This window comes from Brevundimonas sp. UBA2416, assembly GCF_002343105.1.
Taxonomy (GTDB): Bacteria; Pseudomonadota; Alphaproteobacteria; order Caulobacterales; family Caulobacteraceae; genus Brevundimonas.
The window spans coordinates 11,068-33,396 of record NZ_DDRM01000026.1; the positions used below are offsets into that span (position 1 = coordinate 11,068).

A 22,329-nucleotide genomic window follows, 5' to 3' on the forward strand; every position below is an offset into this window, starting at 1 on the left:
CATCGCCCAGCCGCCGCTCTACAAAGTGTCCAAGGGCAAGCAGTCCCGCTACCTCAAGGACCAGTCCGAGATGGACGCCTACCTCATCGAGGAGGGCTCCACGGAGGCCGAGCTGGACCTGCCGTCCGGCGAACGCCGCACCGGCTTTGACCTGCAGTCCCTTGTGCGCGAGGCCAAGGCCTTCAAGGCCGGCGTCGATCGCCTGTCGCAGCGCGCCCCCGCCTTCGCCATCGAGCAGTCCGCGCTGGCGGGCCTGTTCGACGAGGACGCCGCCGATCCGTCCAAGGCCGCCACCCGCCTCAACCTCTACGCCGAGGAAGGCGACGGCAACTGGTCCGGTTCACCGGGCGCGCAGGGGGCTGTGGCCTTCGAACGCGTGCGCCGTGCCGTCACCGAACGCATCGTGCTGGAAGAGGCGTTGATCCGTTCGCTCGACGCCCGTCGTCTGGCCGAACGCTCGGTCGCCTTCGAGGGTCTGTTCGACAAGCCGGCCGTCTTCCGCCGCAAGGACAAGGCCGTGACCATCCGCGGTCCGCTCGACCTGCTCGAGGCGGTGCTGGACGCGGGCAAGAAGGGCCTCGCCATCCAGCGCTACAAGGGTCTGGGCGAGATGAACCCGGAACAGCTCTGGGAAACCACCCTCGACGTCAACGCCCGCACCCTGCTGAAGGTGCAGGTCGAGCATCAGGAAGACGCGTCCGACCTGTTCGCCAAGCTGATGGGCGACGTGGTCGAGCCGCGCCGCGAGTTCATCCAGGCCAATGCGCTGGATGCGGCGGTCGACGCCTGACGATCAGGCCGAGGGAGCCCTCGCCTCGACAAAGGCGCTGATCGCCGGCCAGTGGGGCGGATTGGCCCGGACGCCGTCGCAGGCGATCTCCTTGAGGATACCCGGGATGGTGCCGTCCCGGGCGTTCACCCAGTCGCTCTCGTCCGGATACCGGCCCATTTCCTCGCCGTCGGTGCCGTACTCGATCGACAGGGTGCTGCGCCACTGGTTCGGTCCGCAGCGGAATTCATAGGTATCGACGGTGTGGCTCAGGTCCCCGGCCTCACCCCGCAGCGGAACGATGGCCAGCAGGACGCGGGTGATGTCGCCGTCCACCACAATGCTGTCGACGTCGGCCATATAGGCCGAGTTGGCGCTGCGCGAGAACGCGTGCCAGGTTTCCGCCGCCGCCGCCGCCGCCGCCGGGGCCGCGCACAGCCCCAGAACGATCAGTCCACCCAATAGATGTTTCACGATGATCTCCCCGGATCCCCCACAGCTATGATGCCCCGCTGAACGCCTTTGGCAAGGGCGCAGTCAGGCCGCCCGACGAAGTCCCGCCTGTGTCGCCAGCAGCGGCTCCAGCAGCCATTGCGCCAGATGTCGCACCACGGGCACGGCGACCCCGTCTCCCGTCAGATGACAGGCCGCGCTGTAGGAGCCGGGCAAACGGTAGCTGTCGGGCAGGCCCATCAGCCGCGCCGTCTCCCGCGCCGACATCAGACGGGATCGGACCCGCCCGCCTTCGACCACCAGCAGGGTCTGGCGGCTCGATCCGCCGCCCGGGGTCCGCAGGCAGCCGGCGATGTCGAACCGCACCTCGGCGCGCTGGAACCGCCCGCCCGCAGCGTCCCGCCGCGTTCGGCGGTACAGCCCCCCGACGCATTGCTCGCCCGTTCTGCGCGCGCCCTCCACCTTGGCCAGGTTCTTTGGCGACATCAGCGCCAGCAGCCGGTTCGTCTCCGCCGCCGAATGCCAGCGAACGTCCGACGGTTCGGCCTCGATCACCGAAGCCAGACTCGCGTTTGAAACGCCCGGCTCCGGCAGCCGCCACCAGACCATCCGGCCCTGCAACTCACCTGGCAGACGTTCCACCGCCCGGCGCAGGGCCGGCGGATGAAACGGCCCGTCAGCCATGGGCGCCGTCAGGGCCGGGTCCGGGGCCGCATCCTCGCGCACGCCTATCACGAACAGCCGCGGCCGGGACTGCGGTACGAAACGGTCGGCATTGATGACCAGCGCCCCGCAGCGATAGCCGGCGTCTGCGTAGGTCCGGCAGATGACCTCGAAATCCTGCCCGCCATGCGAGGTCAGGGTTCCGCAGACATTCTCCACGGCTACGATCCGCGGGGCCCGACCCTCTGCAGCCAGCGATCGGGCCAGACCCCAGAAGTCGTGAAACGTCCCTGACCGCTTGCCGCCCAGACCCGCGCCGACGCCCGCCAGCGACAGGTCCTGGCAGGGAAACGAGCCCCACATCAGGTCCGCCTTTCCGGGAAGGTCGGCGGCGGTCAGGCCCGCGATGTCGCCGACCCTCAGCGCCGCATCGCCCCAGTTGGCGCGATAGGCCGCGGCCTTGGCCGGATCGAAGTCATTGGCGAACAGGCAGCGCCAGTCTTCGCCAAGTCCGGCGCGCACCATGCCGCCGCCGGCGAAGAACTCGTAATAGCCCCCCGGCGCGGACTCTCTGACGGACGATTCGGCCATTCCGGAACGCTGACCCGGCAGGGGGCGGAAGTCCACAGACGGTCCGATCCCGGAAAAGTCTTGCGCCGCTAAAGCTTGTGAAAGGGTCGGCGTGTCATGAACGACGATCACCACGGAAACGACATGCCTTCAGTGAAGTTTGTTCTCGTCGCCGTCCTGCTCTTCGTGCTCGCCATCGCCGGCGGCGCGGAGGCTGCGACGCAGTCCCGCGAGAGCCGGGTCGAGCTGGCGCAGCGTGTTGAGCAACGCGCCGCCGCCACCAGCTTTCCCGCGCTTGAGGCTTTCGGCGAGTCCGCCCTGGAGCACCCCGGCCGGGAGGGTCTCAACCGGCTCTATCACGTCATGTGGATCACCCTGAACCAGGGCGATTTCGAGAGGGCCGAGGTCTGGAACAATCGCCTCGCCGCCGCCGCCCTGGACCGCCGGGACGCGCGGTATCAGATGATCGCCCGGCTGAACGCCCTGACCATCCGCTACGACAGCGGCGACACGGCCGCCTCGGCCGAAATGGACCAGATCGGCCGCACCACCACCGACTGGTTCGTCAAGGCGCACGCCATGCGCCTCAGCGCGCTCGCATTGATGGACAAGGATCGCATCGGCGAGGGGCTCCGGCTCCTGACCGAAGCCGACGCCGCCATTCCCGATGATGCCCCCTATGTCGACACAGCCCGGGCCGGACTTTGGGAGGTGACGGGTATCGGCCTGATGAAGTTGAACGACATCGAGGGCGCGACCACAGCCTTCCGTCGCTTCGAGATCGACTTCTCCAACCCCGCCTATCCCCGCCCCGATTTCGACGCCCTCTACAACCTGACACGCCTGTCGGTTCAGGTCGGTGATCAGGAACTGGCCAACCAGCTCTATGCCGCCCATCACCGGCTGTCCGTGCGAGCCGGGATGGAGAGCCTGATGGTCTATGACGCCAACCTGTGCGCCATGGTCGCGGACGGCGGCGGCGACTCGCGTGGCGTTCTCAACTGCCTGTCGCCCTATGGCGCCGATCTCGGCGCAGCCGACTTTCTGGCGCCGCAGATGCTGCCGTCACGCGCTCTCGCCTACGCCCGGACCGGCCAGCTCGGCCTCGCCCGCCGCGATCTGGCGGAGATCCGCCGCCGTGAGGCCGCCGGGCTGTTCCGCGAAGAGGGCTTTTCGGAAGTTCCCCGGGTCGAGGCCGCCCTGCTGTTCGCCGAGGGCCGGACGCGCGAAGCCTTCCAGCGACTGGAGGCCTATCACAAGGCCCAGGACATCCAGACCGCGCGCCGGTTCAGCGCCGGCATCGGCCAGGTCACGGGCGACATGCAGGAACAGCTGGCCGAACGCCGGCGGCAGCTCGAAACCGCGCGCACCAACACCCGGCTGCACGAGGACGTCATCAGCGCGCAGCGCTGGATCGTCGGCATAGCCGTGGTCTTCTTCCTCACGGCCGCCGGTCTGCTGGTCTGGCAGTGGCGTTCGGCCGGCCACCTGCGACTGGCCCGTCGCGCCGCCGAGGAAGCCAGCCGGTCCAAGAGCGACTTCCTCGCCAATATGAGCCACGAGATTCGCACGCCGCTGAACGGGGTGGTCGCCATGGCCGACGCCCTGGCCCGCAGCGATCTGGGCCCGCGCGAACGCGAGATGGTCGATATCGTGCGGTCCTCCAGCGACACGCTGGAGCGCCTGCTCTCGGACATCCTCGACACCGCCAAGATCGAGTCCGGCCAGATCACGATCGAGCCGGCGCCGTTCCATCTGGCCAATGTCGTGCGCGAGACAGCCGCCCTGTGGCGACCCAAGGCCGAGGAAAAGGGCGTCGTCCTGGCGATCGAGATTCCGGCGGAGGCGGAGCGGCAGGTCTATGGCGATGTGGTGCGCATCCGCCAGATCGTGACCAATCTGGTCAGCAATGCGCTGAAATTCACTGCCCAGGGCGAGGTCCGGCTCAGCATCGAGGATGTTGCCGGGGACCGCGTTCGCTTCACCGTGACGGACACCGGTGTCGGCTTTGAACCGGATCAGAAGGCCCGCATCTTCGGCCGCTTCCATCAGGCCGACGGCTCGATCACGCGCCGCTTCGGCGGCACCGGTCTGGGCCTGACCATCTCTCGCGAACTGGCCGAACTGATGGGCGGCGATCTGGACTGCGACAGCGAGCCCGGCGTCGGCTCCCGGTTCTGGTTCGAGACGCCGCTACCGCCGGCGGACGCTGCGCAGGCGGGCGAAACGCCCGTCCCCGCGAGTGGGTCCGACGCCGTTCCGCTGCGGATTCTGTTGGCCGACGATCACCCGGCCAACCGCAAGGTCATCGAGGTTCTGCTGTCGGGCGCCAGCGCCGATCTCGTCTGCGTGGCGGATGGCAGCGAGGCGCTGGAGACCTACCGGGGCGGCGGCTTCGATCTGGTCCTCATGGACATGCAGATGCCGGTGATGGACGGCCTGACCGCCACCGCCGAAATCCGCGCGTACGAGATGCAGCGCGGCTGGAGCCGCACGCCGGTCCTGATGCTGACCGCCAACGCCATGCCCGAGCATATCGAGGCCGGACGCAAGGCCGGCGCCGACGGACACCTGGCCAAGCCCGTGACCATGGCGACCCTGTTCGCGGGGATAGAGCAGGTGCTGGCGGGCGCAGCGCAGGATCAGAGCGCGGAAGCGGCCTGACCACTGGCGGCCCGCTCAATGCGGATACCGCTTGCGCCCGGCCCGGCGTCCCGGACGGCGGTCTGAATCTCTGGAAGAAAATGGCGCGCCGCCGTGGATGATACCGAGAACTATTGCGCCCTTGTCGCGGTGGTCAGCTAGCCAGACCCGCTTCGCCCGGAATCGGACGCGCTCAAGGTCTGCGATGGGTGGTGAGCGGACTCGGACCGCTGAGCGTGGTCCCGATAGGTAATGCAAAAGATCAGGAAACCGAGCGGGCCGCCGACTGCAGATTGACCCCGGGCTCGTCCCCCTGCACCCCAAGTTTTTTGGCCACCCACGCCAACGTCGGCCCCTGCAACAGACTCGAGACGATGACCACGAAGAATACGATGTTGAAGATGGTCTGGGACCCCGGAACCCCCGCCACGATAGGGAAGGTGGCCAGCACGATAGGGACCGCACCACGCAAACCGGCCCATGAGACGAACAGCTTGGCCCGCCAGTCGAATACCCGGAACGGCGCCAAGCAGATGAACACGCTCAGGGGGCGCGCCACCAGCATCAGCACCGCTGTCACGGCGAGGCCGGGACCCACCACACTGGGCAACTGGGTCGGATAGACCAGCAGTCCCAGCGTCAGGAACATGACCACTTGGGCCAGCCAAGCCAAGCCGTCCTGGAACAGCGAAATGGTGCGTCTCGCTGTATAGTCGCGGTTGCCCGCCATGAGGCCGGCCAGATAGGCCGCTAGAAAGCCGTTGCCGCCGACCACCGCCGCGAACCCGTAGCTGAACAGGGCTGCGCCGATGGACACCACAAGCGACAGGCCACTGCCGCGCAGCCGCATGCGCTTTATGAAGCTGGGCAGCAGAAATCCGACACCAATCCCCACTACGGCTCCGACGCCCATCTGCATCAGGAACGACGGGGCGAACGGCAGAAGCGAGGCTTGGGGCGTCGCCACCAGCACGAGCGCGACCCCGACAAGGAAGATGGCCATCGGATCGTTCGAGCCGGACTCCAGCTCGATCAGGCCGGTCAGGTCCTTCCTCAGCGCCCCACCCTGCCCACGAAGAATGGAGAAGACTGCGGCGGCGTCTGTAGAGGCGATGACGGCCCCCAGCAGGAACCCTTGAACGGGCGTGAAGTCCAGCAGCAGCACCGCGGCCACGCTGATGATCCCGGCGCTTATCATCACCCCGACGGTGGACAGGACAAGGGCCGGGGCCACTATGGGGCGCACCAGCTTCCAGTCGGTGTCCAGGCCGCCCGAGAAGAGGATGAAGATCAGGCACGCCACGCCGATGGTTTGGGCCAAGGCGTAATCCGAAAATACGATGCCGAACGGGCCGTCCGATCCGGCGATCATGCCCAAGGCCAGAAAGCCGATCATGGCCGGCAATCCGAAACGGCTGGACAGGCTGCCAGCCAACACCGTGGACAGCAAAAGGACTGCGACGATCAGGAAGGCATAATCGACTGGATTCATCCCTCTTCTTGAACCGGACCACACGTCCGATGACAAGGGCGCGCAGGTCAACTGACAAGGCCAGTCTACCCGAGGCGTTCAAGCCACAAGGTGTCGGGTTAGACTTCCGCTTCGGGTCGAAAGTGGTCCTTGGCATCCTGGCGCAAAGCGGACCTTAGAAAGCGGGCGTTGTCGACCCACCGGGGCATGGCGCGTGACGTCGTACGTGCGCCACCGTGGATGATGCTGAGAACTATCAGGCCACTGTGCCGCTGCCAGGATGAAAGGTCGGAAGGCTTGCTGTTCGGCAGGCAGCCAAGGGCATAGTTCGACGCGTTGCAAACCTTGGAGCAGGTTCACTCAGTCGCTGTGATCGGACGCAGGGTGAGTTCGAGACCGTCGATCATCTGACCATCCGGGCCTTGTTGCCCGATCGAAAGTCGAGCTTCACCGCCACGGCGAAGGATCATGTTCGGTTCTTGAGGCTGGCTGCCTTCATCAAAGATGCTGACTTGTAGCGAAAGCTGGTCATTCCCATCGCCCTGAATTGGAGCCAAAGAGGCGTCCATTTCGAACAGCCAGTCGAATCATGCACTGTCACCGACGCATTCGGCGCTCGGAAAGGGCAGTCGTGCACCGGCTGCCAGCTCCTCGAACTCTCTTCGATCCATTTCCAAGCAGCCTTCCGATGGGAGGCTCCGTTTGGGCAAGTTGAGGTTTCCCTGTTCGATGTCGGCGCGCGGCCCGGAATCGGCTAGCGTTAGCGGATGCCCGCACTGCTTCCCCCCTCTCGACGTCTTGTCATTCGCGCTCCGGACGACTGGCATGTTCACCTTCGCGACGGGGATATGCTTCGGTCCGTCGTCGGATACACGGCGCGCCAGTTCAGACGCGCGATCGTCATGCCGAATCTGACCCCACCGGTCACCACGACCGCCGCCGCCGAAGGCTATCGCACCCGAATCCTCAACGCGCTGGATCCTGGCGGGACGTTCGAGCCCCTGATGACCTGTTACCTGACCGACGACGCCGACCCTGACGAGATCAACCGCGGTTTCGAAACCGGGGTCTTCGCGGCCTGCAAACTCTATCCGGCCCACGCGACCACCAACGCCGACCACGGGGTGACCGACGTCCGCAGGATCTATCCCGTCCTGGAACGGATGCAGCGCCTTGGCATGCCGCTATTGCTGCACGGGGAGGTGACCGACCCGGCGATCGACATCTTTGATCGCGAGGCGGTCTTTATCGAGACGATTTTCTCCAGGATCATTGCTGACTTTCCGGCGCTCAGGGCAGTGTTCGAGCACATCACCACCGCCGATGCGGTAGCCTTCGTCGAGAGCGGCGGCCCGAATCTCGCCGCGACCATCACCCCCCATCATCTGCGCCTGAACCGGAACGCCATGTTCGCCGGAGGTCTGCGCCCGCACGCCTACTGCCTGCCAGTGGCCAAGCGCGAGCGACACCGGCTCGCCCTGCGGCGCGCGGCGACGTCAGGCTCGCCCAAATTCTTCCTCGGCACCGACTCCGCCCCGCACCTGATCGGCCAGAAGGAGTCCGCGTGTGGATGCGCCGGCATCTTCAATGCCCCTTTCGCTATCGAAAGCTATGCGGCGACGTTCGAAGAAGATGGGGCGCTCGACCGGTTGGAAGGTTTCGCCTCTGAGCACGGCCCGCGCTTCTATGGCCTGCCCCTGAACACGACTTCCATCATTCTGGAGCGCGATCCTCTGGTTGTCCCGGAACGGCTTGCGGGGACATCCGAAGGCGACCTGGTCCCTTTCCACGCCGACGAAACCCTGCCATGGCGATTCCTGGGGCCCGTCTCAGCGGGATGACAGGCCTCCGTCGCCGAGGGGCTGTCGCAGCAACGCATTTACTCTTGGCACGATCAAATGAGTCAGAATTTCCAGGTCATTGGACAGGGTGATGGGGTTTTCCGCCAATGCCGACTTCAACGCCGACTTGAGCCAGACGCTCATGCCGGGACTCTCCAGAACCCAGGCGATGCGCTCGTCGATGGCGGCCAAGGCTGCGGCGGCCCGATCGTCTTTCCCGGTCATCATAGTTCACCCCATGCCAGTTGATCTAAGGATTGCAGTCGCCGCAGGATCCGGGATCGGCTTTCGCGGCCGGAACCGGGCGCTCCAGCCAATGACCGCAGCCGGCGCAGGTCAGACGCTCGGCGCGGATCTTCACCGTGGGCCCGCCGCAGTCCGCACAGGCCAGGCCCGGCAAGCGCTCGGTCACGACGTATCCCGGTCGACCGCAGGCGGGACAGGCGCTCCGGGATCGCCGGACCAGATCCAGCGTGGCGCGCCGGATCGCCTGCATCCTGTGGGGATTGCGATGGGCCCGCATGTCGGTTTCGACCAGAGCGCTCCCTGTCAGGCCGATGACGCGTTCGATCGCTCCGTCGAGGGCGTCCCAACCGCCGATATCCTTGATCAGCGCGACATCCGGCGCCGGCGCCCGATCGATGGAGGCCGTGACGATCAGGCCATGGTCCGGAAAACCGATCCGGGCGCCGAAGGTCCGTCCCGCTTCGATCGTATTCACGATCTCGTGCGCGAAATTCGTCCTGATCCCGGCGAACTGGCCGACTAGTTCGAGTCCGGACAGACGGTCGATCAGGACCACGATCTCGCGCCCAAGGGGCAGGAACGGAATCAGAGGGTGAGGCCCGAAACTGCCTTCGCTGGCCAGACCGAAGCGCGCTTCAGGCATCAGATCGAAACCGGAGGCGATCTTTGCCCGCGCCGCGTCGAGCGGAGTCCCCCTGCGCTCGACCTCGCGGCTGAAGGTTCCAAACGCGTCGGTGTCCAGCCCGGCGGGCACCCCCACCTCGAGGCCCATGAAGCGAGCGATCACCGGCGTGATCGCCGTCTCCTTTCCATGCATCGTGGCCAAAACCGCCCGTTCGCCCGGCCATGGGGGGCCACCGTCCCGCGCCGGTAAAGGTCGCATTCTCCCCGGGGTCTCGCGGTGACGAAACGCCGCCTGGGTTGAGGATTGAGACACGGAACGCATGAGGAAACTCACTGCCAGAGCCAGGCCGCCGCGGCGGCGTAGAGGGCGATGCCGATCGTCAGGTTGAAGGGGAAGGTCACGGCCAAGGACGCGGTTACGTACACGCCGGGGTCCGCCTCGGGCGCGGCAAGCCGCATGGCGGCGGGGACCGCGATATAGGAGGCGGAGCCTGCCAGAATGGTCAGCAGGGCGGCGTTTCCAGCCTCGAGCCCGGCCATGCGCGCCAGGCCGAGGGCAATGGCGGCCGAAACCACGGGAAAGGCCAAGGCAAAGCCGATCACGGCGGGGGACATCTTGCGCCCCCCCTCCATCAGTCGCCGGGCCGCGATCAGGCCGATGTCGAGCAGGAAGAAGCACAGGGCTCCCTGGAACAGCGGCCCGACGAACACCTCCAGCTTGACCATGCCGGCCTGGCCGGAGACAAGCCCGACAACGAAGCTGCCGAGCAGCATGATCGTGGCCGCGCCGACGAACACCTCCTTGAGGATGGTCCGGCGACGTCCCGGCTCGCCGCGGCCCGCGCCGTTGAGCAGGAGCAGCGCCGTCAGGATGGCGGGCGTTTCCATGAGCGCCAGAACGGCGGCCATATAGCCGCCGGAGGTCATGCCGACCGCAGCGAGGTGCTGCTGGCCGGCGGCGAAGGTCACGACCGAGACCGACCCGTAGGTGGCCGCCAGTGCGCAGATCGTGGGCCGGTCCAGCCGCGACACCCGCTTCAGGATGATGAACGCCAGCAGCGGCATCAGGGCGCTGAGCGCCACGCCGATGGCCGCGGCGACTAGAAAGTCGCCGTTCAGGCCCGCATCGCGCGCCTCTACCCCGCCCTTGAAGCCGATGGCCAGCATCAAATACAGCGACAGCGCCTTGGACACGGGCTCGGGAATGGCGAGGTCGGAGCGCGCGAACGCCGCCGCCGCGCCGATGAAGAAGAACAGGATGGCCGGGGAAGTCAGGAGCGCAAGGCCGGACGGCAGGCCGAAGTCGGTCAATGGAGGCCTCCATCCACAGAGGCGCCGTGATGTCGCATAGCCTGAAGACATTCTGCCGGATGGACGGGGCTCATGGCCGGAGCACCATCGACAAGGACAGCACATGATCGATCCGGTCGATCGCGGGTTCGTCGAGTTGATTCAGGTATCCGATTTCCAGGGAGACGGTCTCTCGCACCGGGATCGCCACGCCGACGAACGACCGTATCCGATCGAAGCCGCCGCTGGCCCCCCAATCCGTGTCATTCATGGCGACGAAGACCTCGGCGTGTGCGACGAACGACACATCAGGGTCCCGCCCGATTGGGCGGTCGTAGCGAAGCTGCTGGCGCAGCCGCCACCCGACGTCGTCGCCCGAGCTGACGAAGCGTTGTTCCAACCGCGTGCGTGCGCTGAACGCGCCGCTGAACGCCGGGCCGATGTTCAATGAAACCTGCTGCCCGCCGCGATGCTCGGTCGTGCCGGGTTGGCCGTCCCGCTCGACACCCTGATAGTGGTAGCCGGCCCACACAGTGGCTCCCGGACTTGCCCGATAACCGACGCCCAGACGCAGGATCCGCTGTTCCATCGCCGCGTCGTCGTTGAACCTGCCCTGCACCTCCACCGATCCCAGAAGGTCGCGCCCCATTGGCGCGGTGGCGCTCACCTGCGTCCAGAACCCGGAATTCTGGTTGCTCTGCGCGACAGCGGGCGTGGCCAAAAGCGCGGTAGCCGACGTCAGCGCGATCAGCAGCAGGGGTGGAAAACAGTCGGGCGCAAGTTGGGCTTTCGGGCAGACGACTGTGGTCAATGGAGTTGCGATCTCGACGTGGCGGGGTCGCATCCCATGGCGCTCGACTTGCCCCAAGGGCCAGTTTAATGGGCTCATGCACCCTATAAGCTCTGCTAATGATCGGGTCTGATGCATCGTCTCGTGAATCTCGATCTCGATCTGCTGAGGGCGTTCGTCACAGTCGCCGACACCGGCAGTTTCACCCGCGCCGGCGTTCGCCTGGGGCGCAGCCAGCCGGCGATCAGTCTGCAAATCCGCAGGCTGGAGAATCAGGTGGGCGTCGAACTGTTCAGCCGGAACGCTCGCGACGTGATCCTGACGGCCGAGGGCCAGACCCTGCTCCCGTCCGCGAATGCTCTGCTGCGCCTCAACGACCAAATCATCGCAGGGTTGAATGAGGGCGATGTCGAGGGCGAGGTGCGCTTCGGCGCCCCTGAGGACATCGCTACAGCTTTCCTGCCGCGTATTCTCGGCGATTTCGCCCGTAGTCATCCAAGGGTCAGTCTCGCAGTCACCTGCGACTACACCGCCAATCTGCTCGACCAACTTTCGAAAGGCGCGCTGGACCTGGCGCTGATAAAGCGCGAACCAATGGGGCCCGACCTCGGCGTGCGGGTGTGGCGCGAGCCGCTGGTCTGGGTGGCCGCAGACCCCGCCTTGGCCAAGACCCCGATCATCCCGCTGATCACCGCGCCGGCCCCGGACATCTATCGCAAGCGGGCTCTGGCGGCGCTCACCGAACAGGGCGTCGCCTTTCGAATCGCCTACACCTCGCCCAGTCTCGCCGGCCAGCACGCCGCGCTCAGAGCCGGGCTGGGGGTCGGCGTATTGTCGGCGACCATGACGCCGAAGGACCTCGTCACCCTGTCGCTCGACAGTGGTCTGCCCGACCTGCACGAGACGGAGATCGCCCTGGTGCGGGCGCGCGGCTCCCGCTCCGGCGCGGCGGACCTCCTGTCCGAGCAGGTGCTGCGATCGCTGGATCGCGATCATATCGCGCTGTGATGCCTGGCATCACGACTTCTCATTGGCGTCGGACCGGCTTGATCGGCAGAGTGTCTGTGCGGCCCGGGCCCCTCTGGCGATCACTGTGATCGTGATGTCGGACCGCATCGGGTGCGCTCGATGACGGGTCCGGCTTGTTTGTCCCCTTCGAACCGACGGTCTCGGCGGCGAGCGCTCCCGTTCTGAGAAGGAGAGGCTCCATGTCTATCGTGTTGGCGCGCCGGCTGCAGGGCTTCCATGTCCTGCTGGAGATGGCGCTGAGGAACGAGCGGGCCCGCCCGGGCCCGGATGATCGCACGGTCACAAACATCAAGAAGAAGAAGCTGGCCATCAAGGACCGGCTGGCCGTCTTCGACGATCGTCGGCTGCCGTCAAGGTCGCGCTAACGCCGGGAGGGTCGGCGGCTTCCCCTGGCCGCCGACCCGATCGCTCCCCACACCAACCCGTGATCGCGGCCTAGCCAGTGATCCGAAGAGAGGCCCGATGCCCAGAACAAACAGGACCCGGCGAAGGCGAGTTCAGGTCGATCCGCACGATGTCTGGACCGCGGGCGACGTCGCTCAGATGGACGCAGTCGTCGCCGCCTGCGCTCTGGTCGCACAGGCCGACGGCTGGGTCACGGCCGATGAACGCAAGCGGATGATCGACCGGATGAGCCAGTCGCCGAGCATCCGCTTCTTCGGACTGCATGAGGTGATGGTCGGTTTCGAAGCGCTGAACATGCGGTTCGACCGCGATCCGGACGACGGCGAGGCTGCGGCGGACGCTGCGGTCTCTGTCCTCCGGGGTCAGCCGGGACCCTCGCACCTGCTTGTCGACACGGCGTGTTCGGTCGCGGAAGCGGACGGCGGTTTCGACGCCGAAGAGCGCGAGGTTATTCTGCGCCTCTGCCGGCTGCTGGACCTTGATCCCGCGCGCTACGAACTGATCTCCGGCGAGGGAGGGCGGCGATGAGGATCAGCCCGATTTCGATGCCCGTCGCCCGTGGCTTGGCGGTTCAACTCTCGCAGATGACCTGCCGAGTCGCTGCACATCGGAGTTCGCCGACGACCCGCCCCGTGGAGCCACCCGGAGCGATCACCGACGACGCGGTCACCCGCCGAGCCAGCCGTCACACGTTCGACATCCGCGCCTGATCGCGGAAACAGGGCGGAGCTTGATCCATGGAATATCCAACCGAGGACGGTATGACCAAGCCGGTCTGGATGTGGGCGGCCTTTCTCGGCTCTCGTCGTTATCCTGCGCGTGCTCGACCTGGGCGTCCCGCACAAGAAGCACCGCGAGATTGCCGTCGTCGAGAGCCGGCTGATGTCGCTGGGGTATCTGACCCTTGGCCTCAGCTTCGGCGTTTTGATCTTCGTCGGCTCGACGGTCTTCGTCGCCGACCTCATGGAGTGGGAGAAATGCCCCGCCGCCCCTCCCGGCGCGTGACCTTCGCCATCCTCGCGACGGGCGTCCATTGGTCGCTGTGGCGCACCGGCCCGGTCAAGACCGCCGCGGCTGAGCCATGACGCTGGACCCGGACGATGCTTTGATGGCGGGTTACCGTCGCTTCCGCTCGGCAGTCTGGCCGGCCCAGGCGGAGAGGTATGCTCGGCTGGCCCGACGGCGCCAGCGACCGGCGACGGCCGTCATCGCCTGCTCCGACGCCCGGATCGATCCGCAGACCATCTTCGACGCGGAGCCGGGCGAACTGTTCGTCATTCGCAATGTGGCCGGGCTGGTCCCAGAGTATGCGCCCGATGGCGGGTGTCACGGGACCAGTGCAGCGCTCGAGTATGCGGTCAAGATTCTCAAGGTCCGCCGGATCGTGGTGCTCGGGCACGCGCAATGCGATGGCATTCATGCGATGATTCATGGTCCTCTGCGGAGCGCCCCCGACTTCTTGGCGCCGTGGGTGGACATCGCCGAGCCGGTGATGTGGCCCATGCCCGAGCAGGGCTCCGGCGAGACGTTCGAGGCGGCGATCGAGGACGCCGTGCTCCGTCAGTCCCAGACCAATCTGAGGACGTTCCCGTGGATCCGGGAGGCCGAAAAGTCCGGTCAACTAGCCTTGTCGGCGTGGAAGTTCAGCATTGCCACGGGCGAACTGACGACCGTCTAGACGGAGCTATTGGGGATGATTATCGGCCGGATGAGCACAACTCATTGGCCTGCGCCGAGGAACATAGTCAGCGTGACTGGGCGGCCCGGGCCCCTCTGACGATCATGGTGATCGTGATGTCGGACCGCATCGGGTGCGCCCGATGCCGGGGTCCAGTCCTTCCAGAGTCCCCTCGTCCCGGCCAGGAGCGCGCCCTTTCAATCCAGGAGAGGCTCGATGGCGACCCGTCCGACGCGCTGGTTTAGGCGCTACAGCACCTTGATGGCGTTTGGCATTGTGACTGCCTTCTCATCGTTGGTCATGGCCTTTCGTTCGCCCCGGACCAGACCGCGCAAGGCCCGCTGATCCATAAACGGAAAACACCTTTCACACTATCCAGCGGCCACTGCGCCATCAACAGCCATTCTGGCGGCACGCCACAGACTCGAGGAACTTGTCGAATGAGGCCCACCATCCGATCCATTTTCGTCACCCTGGCTACAGGCGTGGCTCTCACCGCATGTGAACCGATTGATACTTCGGTTCTGCAGGACATCGAAAAGGCGGCGGAAACGGCCCGCACCACCGCTGACAGCCTGAACTCACGCGGTCACGAGATCCAGGGCGCCATTGCCGACCCGGTCGGGGCATTGCGCACCGCCGCCCTCGGAGCGACCTTCACCAAGACTCCAACCGCCGAGGCGAACCTGTTCGTGTTAACCGACCTGCAGACCGGCTGCCAATGGCTCGCGACCTATGGCCCGGACAACAAGGCCGTCAGTATTGCGCCGCGCACCGAGCGAAGCGGGACAGAAACCCGGCAGCTATGCCTTGTGATCGATGCCGGCGCTCCTGGGGTTGGCGAAAGACCGCAATGACGCTTTCCTCGACCCCGTCCGTATTGGGCCTCTCTTTTGGTGACGGCGGGATGAGCCGCCCCCAGGTCCCGTTCTCTGCGCCCAGTTCGCTACACCCAGACCGCCCCGGGATTTCCGGAGGATGTCTGTTTAAGTTATGCGGCGATGGGACGTCGTCCTTGTTCTCTCGCCTGCAGAGAGCCGTTCCGCTGACCCGTGTCCGGCTAACGAGATGCTGCCTCGACCGGAAACATTCAGAGAATCGCTCTTAGCGTCTAACCGAACCGATTGATCGCACCATGCCGGCCGATGCCCTGTTCCTGTTGTTAGGCCTCGTCCTGCTGATTGCGGGCGGGGATCTTCTCGTGCGCGGGGCGGTCCGGATAGCGGAGAGACTCCGTCTCTCGCCGATGCTCATCGGCCTGACGGTGGTGGGTATGGGCACCTCGACGCCCGAACTCGCCGCAAGCCTGAAGGCCAGCCTGGCCGGGTCTCCGGGCATCGCCCTCGGCAATATCGTGGGATCGAACATCGCCAACACACTCCTGATCCTCGGGGTGGCCGCCCTGATCGCACCCATCGCGGTCAATGCCCGCGCCCTGTGGCGCGATGGCGGCGTGGGCATCCTGGCGGCTCTGGCGCTGCTGGCCGCGGGTGCGACGGTGGGCCTGTCGCGCGAGGCCGGAATCGCCTTCCTGGTCCTGATGGCGGGGTACATCTACTACGCCTACCGCCAGGAGCGTCTGGGGGCCCCGCACAGCGCCGGCTATGATCGCGCCGTGGCGATGGAAGAAGTCGACCCGGCCCTGATCCCCCGCGCCCAGCCGGCGGGGCGACTGTCGGTCGCACTCCTGCTGTTCCTCGCCGGTCTCGCTCTGGTCGTAGGCGGCGGCAGTCTTCTGGTGGAGGCCGCCATCGGCATCGCCGAACAACTCGGTGTCAGCGACACCGTTATCGGACTTACGATCGTGGCGGTGGGGACGTCCCTGCCGGAACTGGTCACCTCCGCCTTGGCGGCCTGGCGCAGGCAGGGGGACATTGCCCTCGGCAATGTGCTAGGCTCCAACATCTACAACATCCTGTTCATCGGCGGCCTCACAGGGGCCGTGGCGCCCACCACTGTGCCGGCCAGCATCATGGCCTTCGACCTCTGGGTCCTGGTCGTTGTCTCTCTGGTCGTGATGGTGTTCGCCTTTACGGGCGGTCGGCTGAGCAGACGGGAAGGCTTGGTTCTCGTCGCCGCCTATGTTGCCTACGCGGCCTACACCGCCGGCCTTTTCTGAACGCGGCGGTCCTGGCCGGGTCGGTACCGTCATAACCCGGCATGCAAGCCTTGCTGTTGGCGAACGCTCTGACTTTTGAGCTGGTCTATCGGTCCTGCTTATCGGTCGCATCACCATAACGCATTGGCGTCAGGCGGATGCGCGGCGCAGTCTGCTCATGCGGCCCGGGCCCCTCTGACGATCATTGCGATCGTGATGTCGGACCGCATCGGGTGCGCTCGATGCCGGGGTCCAGACCTTCCAGAACCCTGATCCCGGCGGCGAGCGTGCCCCTCATTCAAGGAGAGGCTCGATGACGACCCGTTCGACGCGCTGGTTCAAGCGCTACAGCACCCTGATAGCCCTTGGCATTGTGACGGCATTCTCATCGCTGCTCATGTCGGTTCGCGTAGCTCGGTCCAGGTCGCGCAAGGCCCGCTGAACCTCGGCGGACCTTCCAAATCGACGGTGATCGATCCAATCACCGTCGACGACGGCGCCCAGCGGCTGAACATCCCGCTTTCGGTTTGGCGCGGATAAAGGCGGCGGGGGATCGCCACCCGTTTCGGCGTGTTGATCCTGTGTGCCAATTGCGTAGCCGTGCTACCATCCGGCCCGCATTCCTTGGCGGGCATCGCTCACCACAGCCTTATCCATCGGAGATTCGATATGCCCCTTCTGCTATGCCCCAACGACAACGCCTCAATGACAACCGTCAACCGCAGCGGCGTCGAGTTTGACATGTGTCCGACTTGTCGGGGCGTGTGGCTTGACCGCGGCGAACTGGAAAAGCTGATCGAGGATGGTGGCAGTCAAGGTGGACAGTCGCCCACGCCAACGACTTACGCGATGCGCCCACCAGAGCGTGATCACCGCAGAGATCGCGACGACGAATTCGGTCGTGACGAAGGTTACCGCAAGAAGAAGCGTCGCGACATCTTCGATATCTTTGACTGAGCAATTCGAACCGATTAACTTTTCATTGATAGGCATTGGCCACTGCTGAAAGTCGATTGAGATCAGCTGCGCTGGCCGTTCCGTGTGCGACAAGGCATCCCAGACAAGGACCAGAAGATACCGATGCGCGATGTCTTGCTTCAAATCGACACCTAACCTATGGCGAATATCGATACCTGAACACGTCAGCATGCCGACAGTTCGCCGACAGCGGCAACCCGATTATGGGCATCTACGCGGGACGTAGGCATAGATCTGCCGGAACGGCAGTTCGTCCCGTGCTCACGCTGGCGCGTGCAGCTGCTCGATCCGTTCCAGCTCGCCGCGGCCCTCAATCGCGGCCTTGGACAGGTCGTGCGTGGTCTGGAGGTTGATCCAGTACTGAGGGGATGTGCCGAAGACCTTGGCCAAGCGCAGCGCCGTATCGGCGGTGATGGACTGCTTCTCACGCACCAGGCGCTCTATACGGGCCCGGTCCTTAAGGCCCATCGCCTTGGCGAGGGCACCGGCGCTGAGATCGTAAGCGGGCAGGTAGTCTTCCCGAAGGTGCTCGCCAGGGTGCGGCGCGGGGGCCGCGAAGTTGGCGAAGTCATGCGTCGCCATCGGCGGACTTCTCTCTTTCTGGCCCGACACCCGGGCCGTTCCACCAAGCCCCCGCTCAGTGGTAATCGACGAACTCAACGTCCTCCGGACCCTGATCGGTCCATCGGAAGCAGATGCGGAACTGGTCGTTCACACTGATCGACCACTGCCCCGCCCGATCCTCCTGGAGGCGGTGCAGACGGTTTCCCGGCGGATGTTTGAGATCATCGAGCCGCGTGGCCGCATCCAGCTGGAAGAGGCTTCGCCGCACCCGCTTGAAGAGGTCCGCCGGGAAACCCTTGGGGCAGTTGCCCTCAAAGACCTCCCTAGCTTGCTTGCCCTTCCAACTGAGGATCACGGCGAGAGCCTTCCACGCACAGCTTGTAGCGAGACGTGCTACACAAGTCAAGCTTTTGTAGCGCGATTCGCTACATCGGTGACTCGCTTGGAGTCGGCCATTTCGCGTGGGCCTACGGCAGCATCAGAGCTTCAATCGAACACCTGGTCCGCATTGCGAATCCGGTGGGAGAAAGACAACGCCGGCATTCTCTAGCGCGTCCTGCATGCGTCGCATGTTGCTCGTGAGGATCGCCCCTTTCCCAGCTTCGAACCGAAGGATGGTCGAGTCGGCGACGCCGGACAGCGACGACAACTCTCTGACGCTAATCTTCAGCGCTGCACGAGCCATTCGGACTTGGCTGGGCTCCAACATGAAAGAAATTCCTTCTTGCGTGACGGAATTTCGTTGACTCACTCGCGGAAATTCGGTCGAGTGTAGGTGAAATTCCATCAAACTCCACCGTTCAGCATGTTCTGAGCGACCGGGCAGCTGCGCGGGAGGTCACGCATGCTTGGCCACCGACACGTATCGTTATCGAAGCGGAGGGGAGGGCGACGTCCTCCCGACCATCGTTTAGCCGCTGCCTTCCTCCGCAACGCCCGCACCTTCCACGCCATGGCCTGGACCAAGCATGACCGCTCAGGGGGCAGATCGGCCTACCCGAGCGCAATTGCCATAGAACTCGGCTTGAAGGCCTATCTCCTCCATCGCGGGTTCTCCGACGACTGGAACCGCATCCATCTGCGTCATGATCTGAAGAAGGTTCTCCGGTGCGCCCGGCTGGCCGGACTGCGAGACTTGCCAGTTGGGTTAGCCGACCTCGCCGCAGTCCTTGGACCGCTCTACGCCTCAGGGAATTTGCGATCCGGTTTGGTCGAGCCGGTCCTGCCGATTTCGCCCGAGGTCGCCGACAGAGTGATCAGTGGCCTTCTGGACCTCGTCGAGGCTGCCATCGGGGTCGAAGGACAGGTAGGGCCATGAGCCTTGGCTGGTTCCGATGCGGGCGAGGGCGCACGCAGGCCGCAGAACCGGACGGGCGTCGTGTTCTGGTGCGAGCGATCCAGCAACTGCCGCCCGAATGCCACGACGTCTTCGTTCTGCACCGATTCGAGGACATGCCGCTGGACGAGGTCGCAGCGCATCTCGGGATCGACCAAGCATTGGCCGAAGCGCGCCTGGCCGAGGCGCTCGTCCGGCTGTGCGGTGTGGTCGACGAGGCGGAAGCGCGGCACTCTTCTGAACGCTCGTGAGGGTCGAGGGCAGGATAGGCTTTGCGCCGGCATTGTCTGACAAGCGTTGCCGTATCGACCCTCAAAGTCCGGTGTGGAGCGGAGCCGTCCGAGCGCCTCAACCCCGCTTCGCGCCCTGCGGGCTGCGGCTGGCGCCGCAGGCGTTGACCCGCTCGTCGGGCCCCGCTGGTGGCTGGGCAAGGATCGATGGAGCGATCCGCCTTGCGAAAAGGCGGGGCCGGAGAGTTGCGATGGAGAGCTTACGAATATGCGCCGGGTTCTTGAGTGGTCAGCTTGGCGGCCATGTACGTCCAGCCGTCATCCGAGCCGCAGAGGCGGCGGCGCCGGACTCCGCCAGCCCGGCGAGTCGAGGTACGCTCACCCATACGCATCACCGACACCTGGCCCGACGACCTGCTGATCACCACGGCCGAGGTGCGGGCGGTGGAGGCTTGGCTTGGCGAGGTGCTGGACGAGGTCTTCGGTCCGCGCCTCTGAGAGGATGAGGACATGACGGACACGGCTAACCACGCAGGGGTCCAGGCCCGCGCTGCCTTGTATCTCCGGGTCTCGACCGGCCGGCAGGCGACCAGCGACCTGTCGATCCCGGACCAGCGCCGCCAGCTTGCGGCCTACTGCGAGGCCAAGGGCTGGGAGGCGGCGGTCGAGTATGTGGAGCCGGGCAACACCGCCACCGACGACCGGCGTCCATCATTCCAGTCGATGATCGAGGCGGCCCTGATCAAGCCGCCCGCCTTCGACGTGATCGTGGTGCACAGTTTCTCCCGGTTCTTCCGCGACCAGTTCCAGTTCGAATTCTATGTCCGCAAGCTGGCCAAGAACGGCGTGCGTCTGGTCTCGATCACCCAGGAGCTGGGCGACGATCCCATGAGCATGATGATGCGCCAGATCATGTCGCTCTTCGACGAGTACCAATCCCGGGAGAACGCCAAGCACACCCTTCGCGCCATGAAGGAGAACGCCCGGCAGGGCTTCTGGAACGGCGCCCGGCCGCCCATCGGCTATCGCATTGTCGCCGCCGAGCAGCGCGGGTCCAAGATCAAGAAGACGTTGGAGATCGATCCGCTTCAGGCCGAGGTCATTCGCACCATCTACCGGTGGGCGCTGACCGGTGACGGGGAGCGCGGTCCGATGGGGCTCAAGACCATCGCCACGCGGCTGAACGACCAGAACATCCGGACCCGCGATGGCGGGCGCTGGGGGATCAGCGCGGTGCATCAAATCCTGACGCGCTCGACCTACATGGGCGAGCACCGCTTCAACACTCGCGACTACCTGACCAAGAAGCCCAAGCCCGAGTCCGAGCACGCCATCATGGCCGTTCCGCCTATCGTCTCGAAAGCGGACTACGACGCCGTCAGGGCCCACCTTGCGTCCCGAAACCCGAAGTGGACGCCGCCCCGCGTTTCCAGCGGTCCGAACCTGCTCACCGGCATCTGCTTCTGCGGCGCCTGCGGCGGGGCGATGACCCTGAGAACGGGGAAGGGGAGCGCGGGCGGCCAGTATCGCTACTACGCCTGTTCGACCAAAGCACGGATCGGCTCGACCGGATGCACGGGCATGTCGGTCCCGATGGACAAACTGGACGACGCCGTCATCGGCCATCTCGAATCCCGCCTGCTCGATCCGGAGCGCCTGACGCTGTTGATGGAGCAGCTTCTGGATCGCCGGGAAGAGTGGGCCGATCAGCGGCGCAGTCACGTCGCCGAAATGCGCAAGCGCGCCACCGAGGCAGAAGCCAAGCTGAATCGACTCTATGAGGCCATCGAAAACGGGATGCTGGCCCCGGACGACCCCTCCCTCAAAGATCGCGTCGCCGAACTCTCCAGCATTCGTGATCAGGCCAGAGCCGACGCCGAGCGGATCAGTGCGTCTGTCGACCGGCTCGCGCCGACGATCACCGCCGAGTCTCTCAGTCGGTTCGCCACCGCCGCACGACGCAAGCTTCACGACCGCACCAGCGGCTACCGGCGCGATCACCTCCGGGCGCTGACACAGCGCGTGGAGGTCATCAGCAAGACCGAGGCGCGCATCATCGGCTCGCGAACCGAGCTGTTGCGAACCTTGGCATCCAGTGATGGTGGGGATTACGCCGCTATTGGCGGAGTTCGCGGTTTTGAACCGCGGTGGCGCGCCCGGAACGATTCGAACGTCCGACCCTCAGATTCGTAGTGGGAGAGCAGTTGTCCGAACATATTGCTCTAACTGGATAATATACGACGCAGTCTGCGTATGTGTAAGTGAATGTGTAAAAATCGACTGTCTCGCGCCGATCCGGCCGTGCTGGCGGATCAACACGCCAATAGCCCCGCCAATCATGAATAGGCGGGGTAAGTGCTCTCTCGAGCAGTCGGAAGCCATTGCTCCGCAATGGAAAAATGCCCCCGCAACCGTCGGGCGTCCCGCCCGACTTCGACCGTTTTCCTCCACCGTGGCTAGTCCAGGCACATACGCCACAGTTACGGCTCCGCCAGCGCGCAGATGCCGCGCTGGCTTCGGGGGTTCGCGGGTCTTCGACCACAATGCCGCTCACCCCAAAACGCTCGAAGTCGGGCGCTTCGCTCACACGCTGCCGCAGCCAATCATCACGGCGCAGATGCGCCGCGCTTCTTGGGCGGACAGCGGTGCCG

At 65.4% G+C, this 22,329-nt stretch carries 25 protein-coding genes and 1 pseudogene; 15 read left to right on the top strand and 11 right to left on the bottom strand.

Translation table 11 applies throughout. From position 1 onward, the window contains the following. Window positions 1-790, top strand: a pseudogene (locus tag B3E43_RS08935) (DNA gyrase subunit B); the annotation flags it as partial. Window positions 791-793: 3 nt separating this feature from the next. Here B3E43_RS08935 and B3E43_RS08940 read toward each other — a convergent pair. Together B3E43_RS08940 and B3E43_RS08945 are read right to left on the bottom strand one after the other, a co-directional pair. Further along, window positions 794-1,243 (bottom strand): surface-adhesin E family protein, encoded by a 450-nt coding sequence (locus B3E43_RS08940; protein WP_292028609.1) that lies wholly within the window; start codon window positions 1,241-1,243, stop codon window positions 794-796. 63 nt (window positions 1,244-1,306) lie between these two features. Further along, the gene (locus B3E43_RS08945) at window positions 1,307-2,476 is read right to left on the bottom strand and encodes a DNA cytosine methyltransferase (protein ID WP_292028611.1); all 1,170 of its coding nucleotides are present in this window, start codon (window positions 2,474-2,476) and stop codon (window positions 1,307-1,309) included. Between the two features lie 96 nt (window positions 2,477-2,572). On the opposite strand from B3E43_RS08945, the gene B3E43_RS08950 reads away from it, so the two are divergent. Next, on the top strand, window positions 2,573-5,119 hold the full coding sequence (locus B3E43_RS08950) for an ATP-binding protein (RefSeq protein WP_292028613.1): 2,547 nt from the start codon (window positions 2,573-2,575) through the stop codon (window positions 5,117-5,119). A 241-nt stretch (window positions 5,120-5,360) separates the two neighbouring features. Here B3E43_RS08950 and B3E43_RS08955 read toward each other — a convergent pair whose 3' ends face one another. Further along, a complete protein-coding gene (locus B3E43_RS08955) occupies window positions 5,361-6,590 on the bottom strand; it encodes a potassium/proton antiporter (protein ID WP_292028614.1) in 1,230 nt (409 codons plus the stop codon). Window positions 6,591-6,925: 335 nt separating this feature from the next. Beyond that, entirely contained in the window at window positions 6,926-7,138 is a 213-nt protein-coding gene (locus tag B3E43_RS08960) for a hypothetical protein (protein ID WP_135062363.1), read from the bottom strand. Between the two features lie 198 nt (window positions 7,139-7,336). Here B3E43_RS08960 and pyrC point away from each other — a divergent pair, with 198 nt between their 5' ends. Beyond that, window positions 7,337-8,410 carry a dihydroorotase gene (gene pyrC / locus B3E43_RS08965; protein WP_292028620.1) on the top strand — a complete coding sequence of 358 codons (1,074 nt, stop codon included), beginning with the start codon at window positions 7,337-7,339 and terminating at the stop codon, window positions 8,408-8,410. Here pyrC and B3E43_RS08970 read toward each other — a convergent pair. The 4 genes from B3E43_RS08970 to B3E43_RS08985 form a co-directional block, all read right to left on the bottom strand. Beyond that, on the bottom strand, window positions 8,399-8,635 hold the full coding sequence (locus tag B3E43_RS08970; protein WP_292028622.1) for a hypothetical protein: 237 nt from the start codon (window positions 8,633-8,635) through the stop codon (window positions 8,399-8,401). The genes pyrC and B3E43_RS08970 overlap by 12 nt on opposite strands. Before the next feature lie 25 nt (window positions 8,636-8,660). Continuing rightward, the gene (locus tag B3E43_RS08975; protein WP_292028624.1) at window positions 8,661-9,443 is read right to left on the bottom strand and encodes a DUF6671 family protein; all 783 of its coding nucleotides are present in this window, start codon (window positions 9,441-9,443) and stop codon (window positions 8,661-8,663) included. Window positions 9,444-9,610: 167 nt separating this feature from the next. Continuing rightward, window positions 9,611-10,591: a sodium-dependent bicarbonate transport family permease gene (locus tag B3E43_RS08980; protein ID WP_292028627.1), complete on the bottom strand. Its 981-nt coding sequence runs from the start codon at window positions 10,589-10,591 to the stop codon at window positions 9,611-9,613. 70 nt (window positions 10,592-10,661) lie between these two features. Then, on the bottom strand, window positions 10,662-11,381 hold the full coding sequence (locus tag B3E43_RS08985; RefSeq protein WP_292028628.1) for a DUF2490 domain-containing protein: 720 nt from the start codon (window positions 11,379-11,381) through the stop codon (window positions 10,662-10,664). Window positions 11,382-11,492: 111 nt separating this feature from the next. Between B3E43_RS08985 and B3E43_RS08990 the strand changes: the two genes are divergently transcribed. The 8 genes from B3E43_RS08990 (at window position 11,493) to B3E43_RS09025 (ending at window position 17,527) form a co-directional block, all read left to right on the top strand. Further along, the gene (locus B3E43_RS08990) at window positions 11,493-12,368 is read left to right on the top strand and encodes a LysR substrate-binding domain-containing protein (protein ID WP_292028630.1); all 876 of its coding nucleotides are present in this window, start codon (window positions 11,493-11,495) and stop codon (window positions 12,366-12,368) included. Window positions 12,369-12,568: 200 nt separating this feature from the next. Beyond that, the gene (locus B3E43_RS08995) at window positions 12,569-12,754 is read left to right on the top strand and encodes a YdcH family protein (protein ID WP_167765300.1); all 186 of its coding nucleotides are present in this window, start codon (window positions 12,569-12,571) and stop codon (window positions 12,752-12,754) included. 97 nt (window positions 12,755-12,851) lie between these two features. Beyond that, entirely contained in the window at window positions 12,852-13,322 is a 471-nt protein-coding gene (locus B3E43_RS09000; RefSeq protein ID WP_167765298.1) for a TerB family tellurite resistance protein, read from the top strand. Window positions 13,323-13,613: 291 nt separating this feature from the next. After that, window positions 13,614-13,799, top strand: coding sequence for a hypothetical protein (locus tag B3E43_RS09005; protein ID WP_292028638.1), 186 nt, complete (start codon window positions 13,614-13,616; stop codon window positions 13,797-13,799). 76 nt (window positions 13,800-13,875) lie between these two features. Then, on the top strand, window positions 13,876-14,472 hold the full coding sequence (locus tag B3E43_RS09010; protein ID WP_135062352.1) for a carbonic anhydrase: 597 nt from the start codon (window positions 13,876-13,878) through the stop codon (window positions 14,470-14,472). Window positions 14,473-14,912: 440 nt separating this feature from the next. Then, window positions 14,913-15,329 (top strand): hypothetical protein, encoded by a 417-nt coding sequence (locus tag B3E43_RS09015; RefSeq protein ID WP_292028641.1) that lies wholly within the window; start codon window positions 14,913-14,915, stop codon window positions 15,327-15,329. Between the two features lie 278 nt (window positions 15,330-15,607). Beyond that, window positions 15,608-16,591, top strand: a complete 984-nt coding sequence (locus B3E43_RS09020) for a calcium/sodium antiporter (RefSeq protein ID WP_135062350.1) — start codon at window positions 15,608-15,610, stop codon at window positions 16,589-16,591. A gap of 648 nt (window positions 16,592-17,239) precedes the next feature. Then, complete coding sequence (locus tag B3E43_RS09025; RefSeq protein ID WP_135062349.1) at window positions 17,240-17,527, top strand: zf-TFIIB domain-containing protein; 288 nt, start codon at window positions 17,240-17,242, stop codon at window positions 17,525-17,527. Window positions 17,528-17,809: 282 nt separating this feature from the next. Here the strand turns inward: B3E43_RS09025 and B3E43_RS09030 are convergent, their stop codons facing one another. The 3 genes from B3E43_RS09030 to B3E43_RS16120 form a co-directional block, all read right to left on the bottom strand. After that, the gene (locus B3E43_RS09030) at window positions 17,810-18,130 is read right to left on the bottom strand and encodes a HigA family addiction module antitoxin (protein WP_135062348.1); all 321 of its coding nucleotides are present in this window, start codon (window positions 18,128-18,130) and stop codon (window positions 17,810-17,812) included. A 55-nt stretch (window positions 18,131-18,185) separates the two neighbouring features. After that, window positions 18,186-18,467, bottom strand: coding sequence for a type II toxin-antitoxin system RelE/ParE family toxin (locus B3E43_RS09035; RefSeq protein ID WP_135062347.1), 282 nt, complete (start codon window positions 18,465-18,467; stop codon window positions 18,186-18,188). Window positions 18,468-18,590: 123 nt separating this feature from the next. After that, window positions 18,591-18,899 (bottom strand): helix-turn-helix domain-containing protein, encoded by a 309-nt coding sequence (locus B3E43_RS16120; protein ID WP_349677572.1) that lies wholly within the window; start codon window positions 18,897-18,899, stop codon window positions 18,591-18,593. A gap of 237 nt (window positions 18,900-19,136) precedes the next feature. On the opposite strand from B3E43_RS16120, the gene B3E43_RS09040 reads away from it, so the two are divergent. The 4 genes from B3E43_RS09040 to B3E43_RS09055 all read left to right on the top strand — a co-directional run bounded on the left by B3E43_RS09040 (window position 19,137) and on the right by B3E43_RS09055 (window position 21,871). Beyond that, entirely contained in the window at window positions 19,137-19,430 is a 294-nt protein-coding gene (locus B3E43_RS09040) for a hypothetical protein (protein WP_292028646.1), read from the top strand. Next, window positions 19,427-19,699, top strand: coding sequence for an RNA polymerase sigma factor (locus B3E43_RS09045; RefSeq protein ID WP_135062344.1), 273 nt, complete (start codon window positions 19,427-19,429; stop codon window positions 19,697-19,699). Before B3E43_RS09040 ends, B3E43_RS09045 begins: the two co-directional genes overlap by 4 nt. A 264-nt stretch (window positions 19,700-19,963) precedes the next feature. Beyond that, window positions 19,964-20,176, top strand: coding sequence for a hypothetical protein (locus B3E43_RS09050; RefSeq protein ID WP_292028650.1), 213 nt, complete (start codon window positions 19,964-19,966; stop codon window positions 20,174-20,176). Window positions 20,177-20,188: 12 nt separating this feature from the next. Further along, window positions 20,189-21,871 (top strand): recombinase family protein, encoded by a 1,683-nt coding sequence (locus tag B3E43_RS09055; protein WP_292028651.1) that lies wholly within the window; start codon window positions 20,189-20,191, stop codon window positions 21,869-21,871. The last annotated feature ends 458 nt before the right edge of the window (window positions 21,872-22,329 follow it).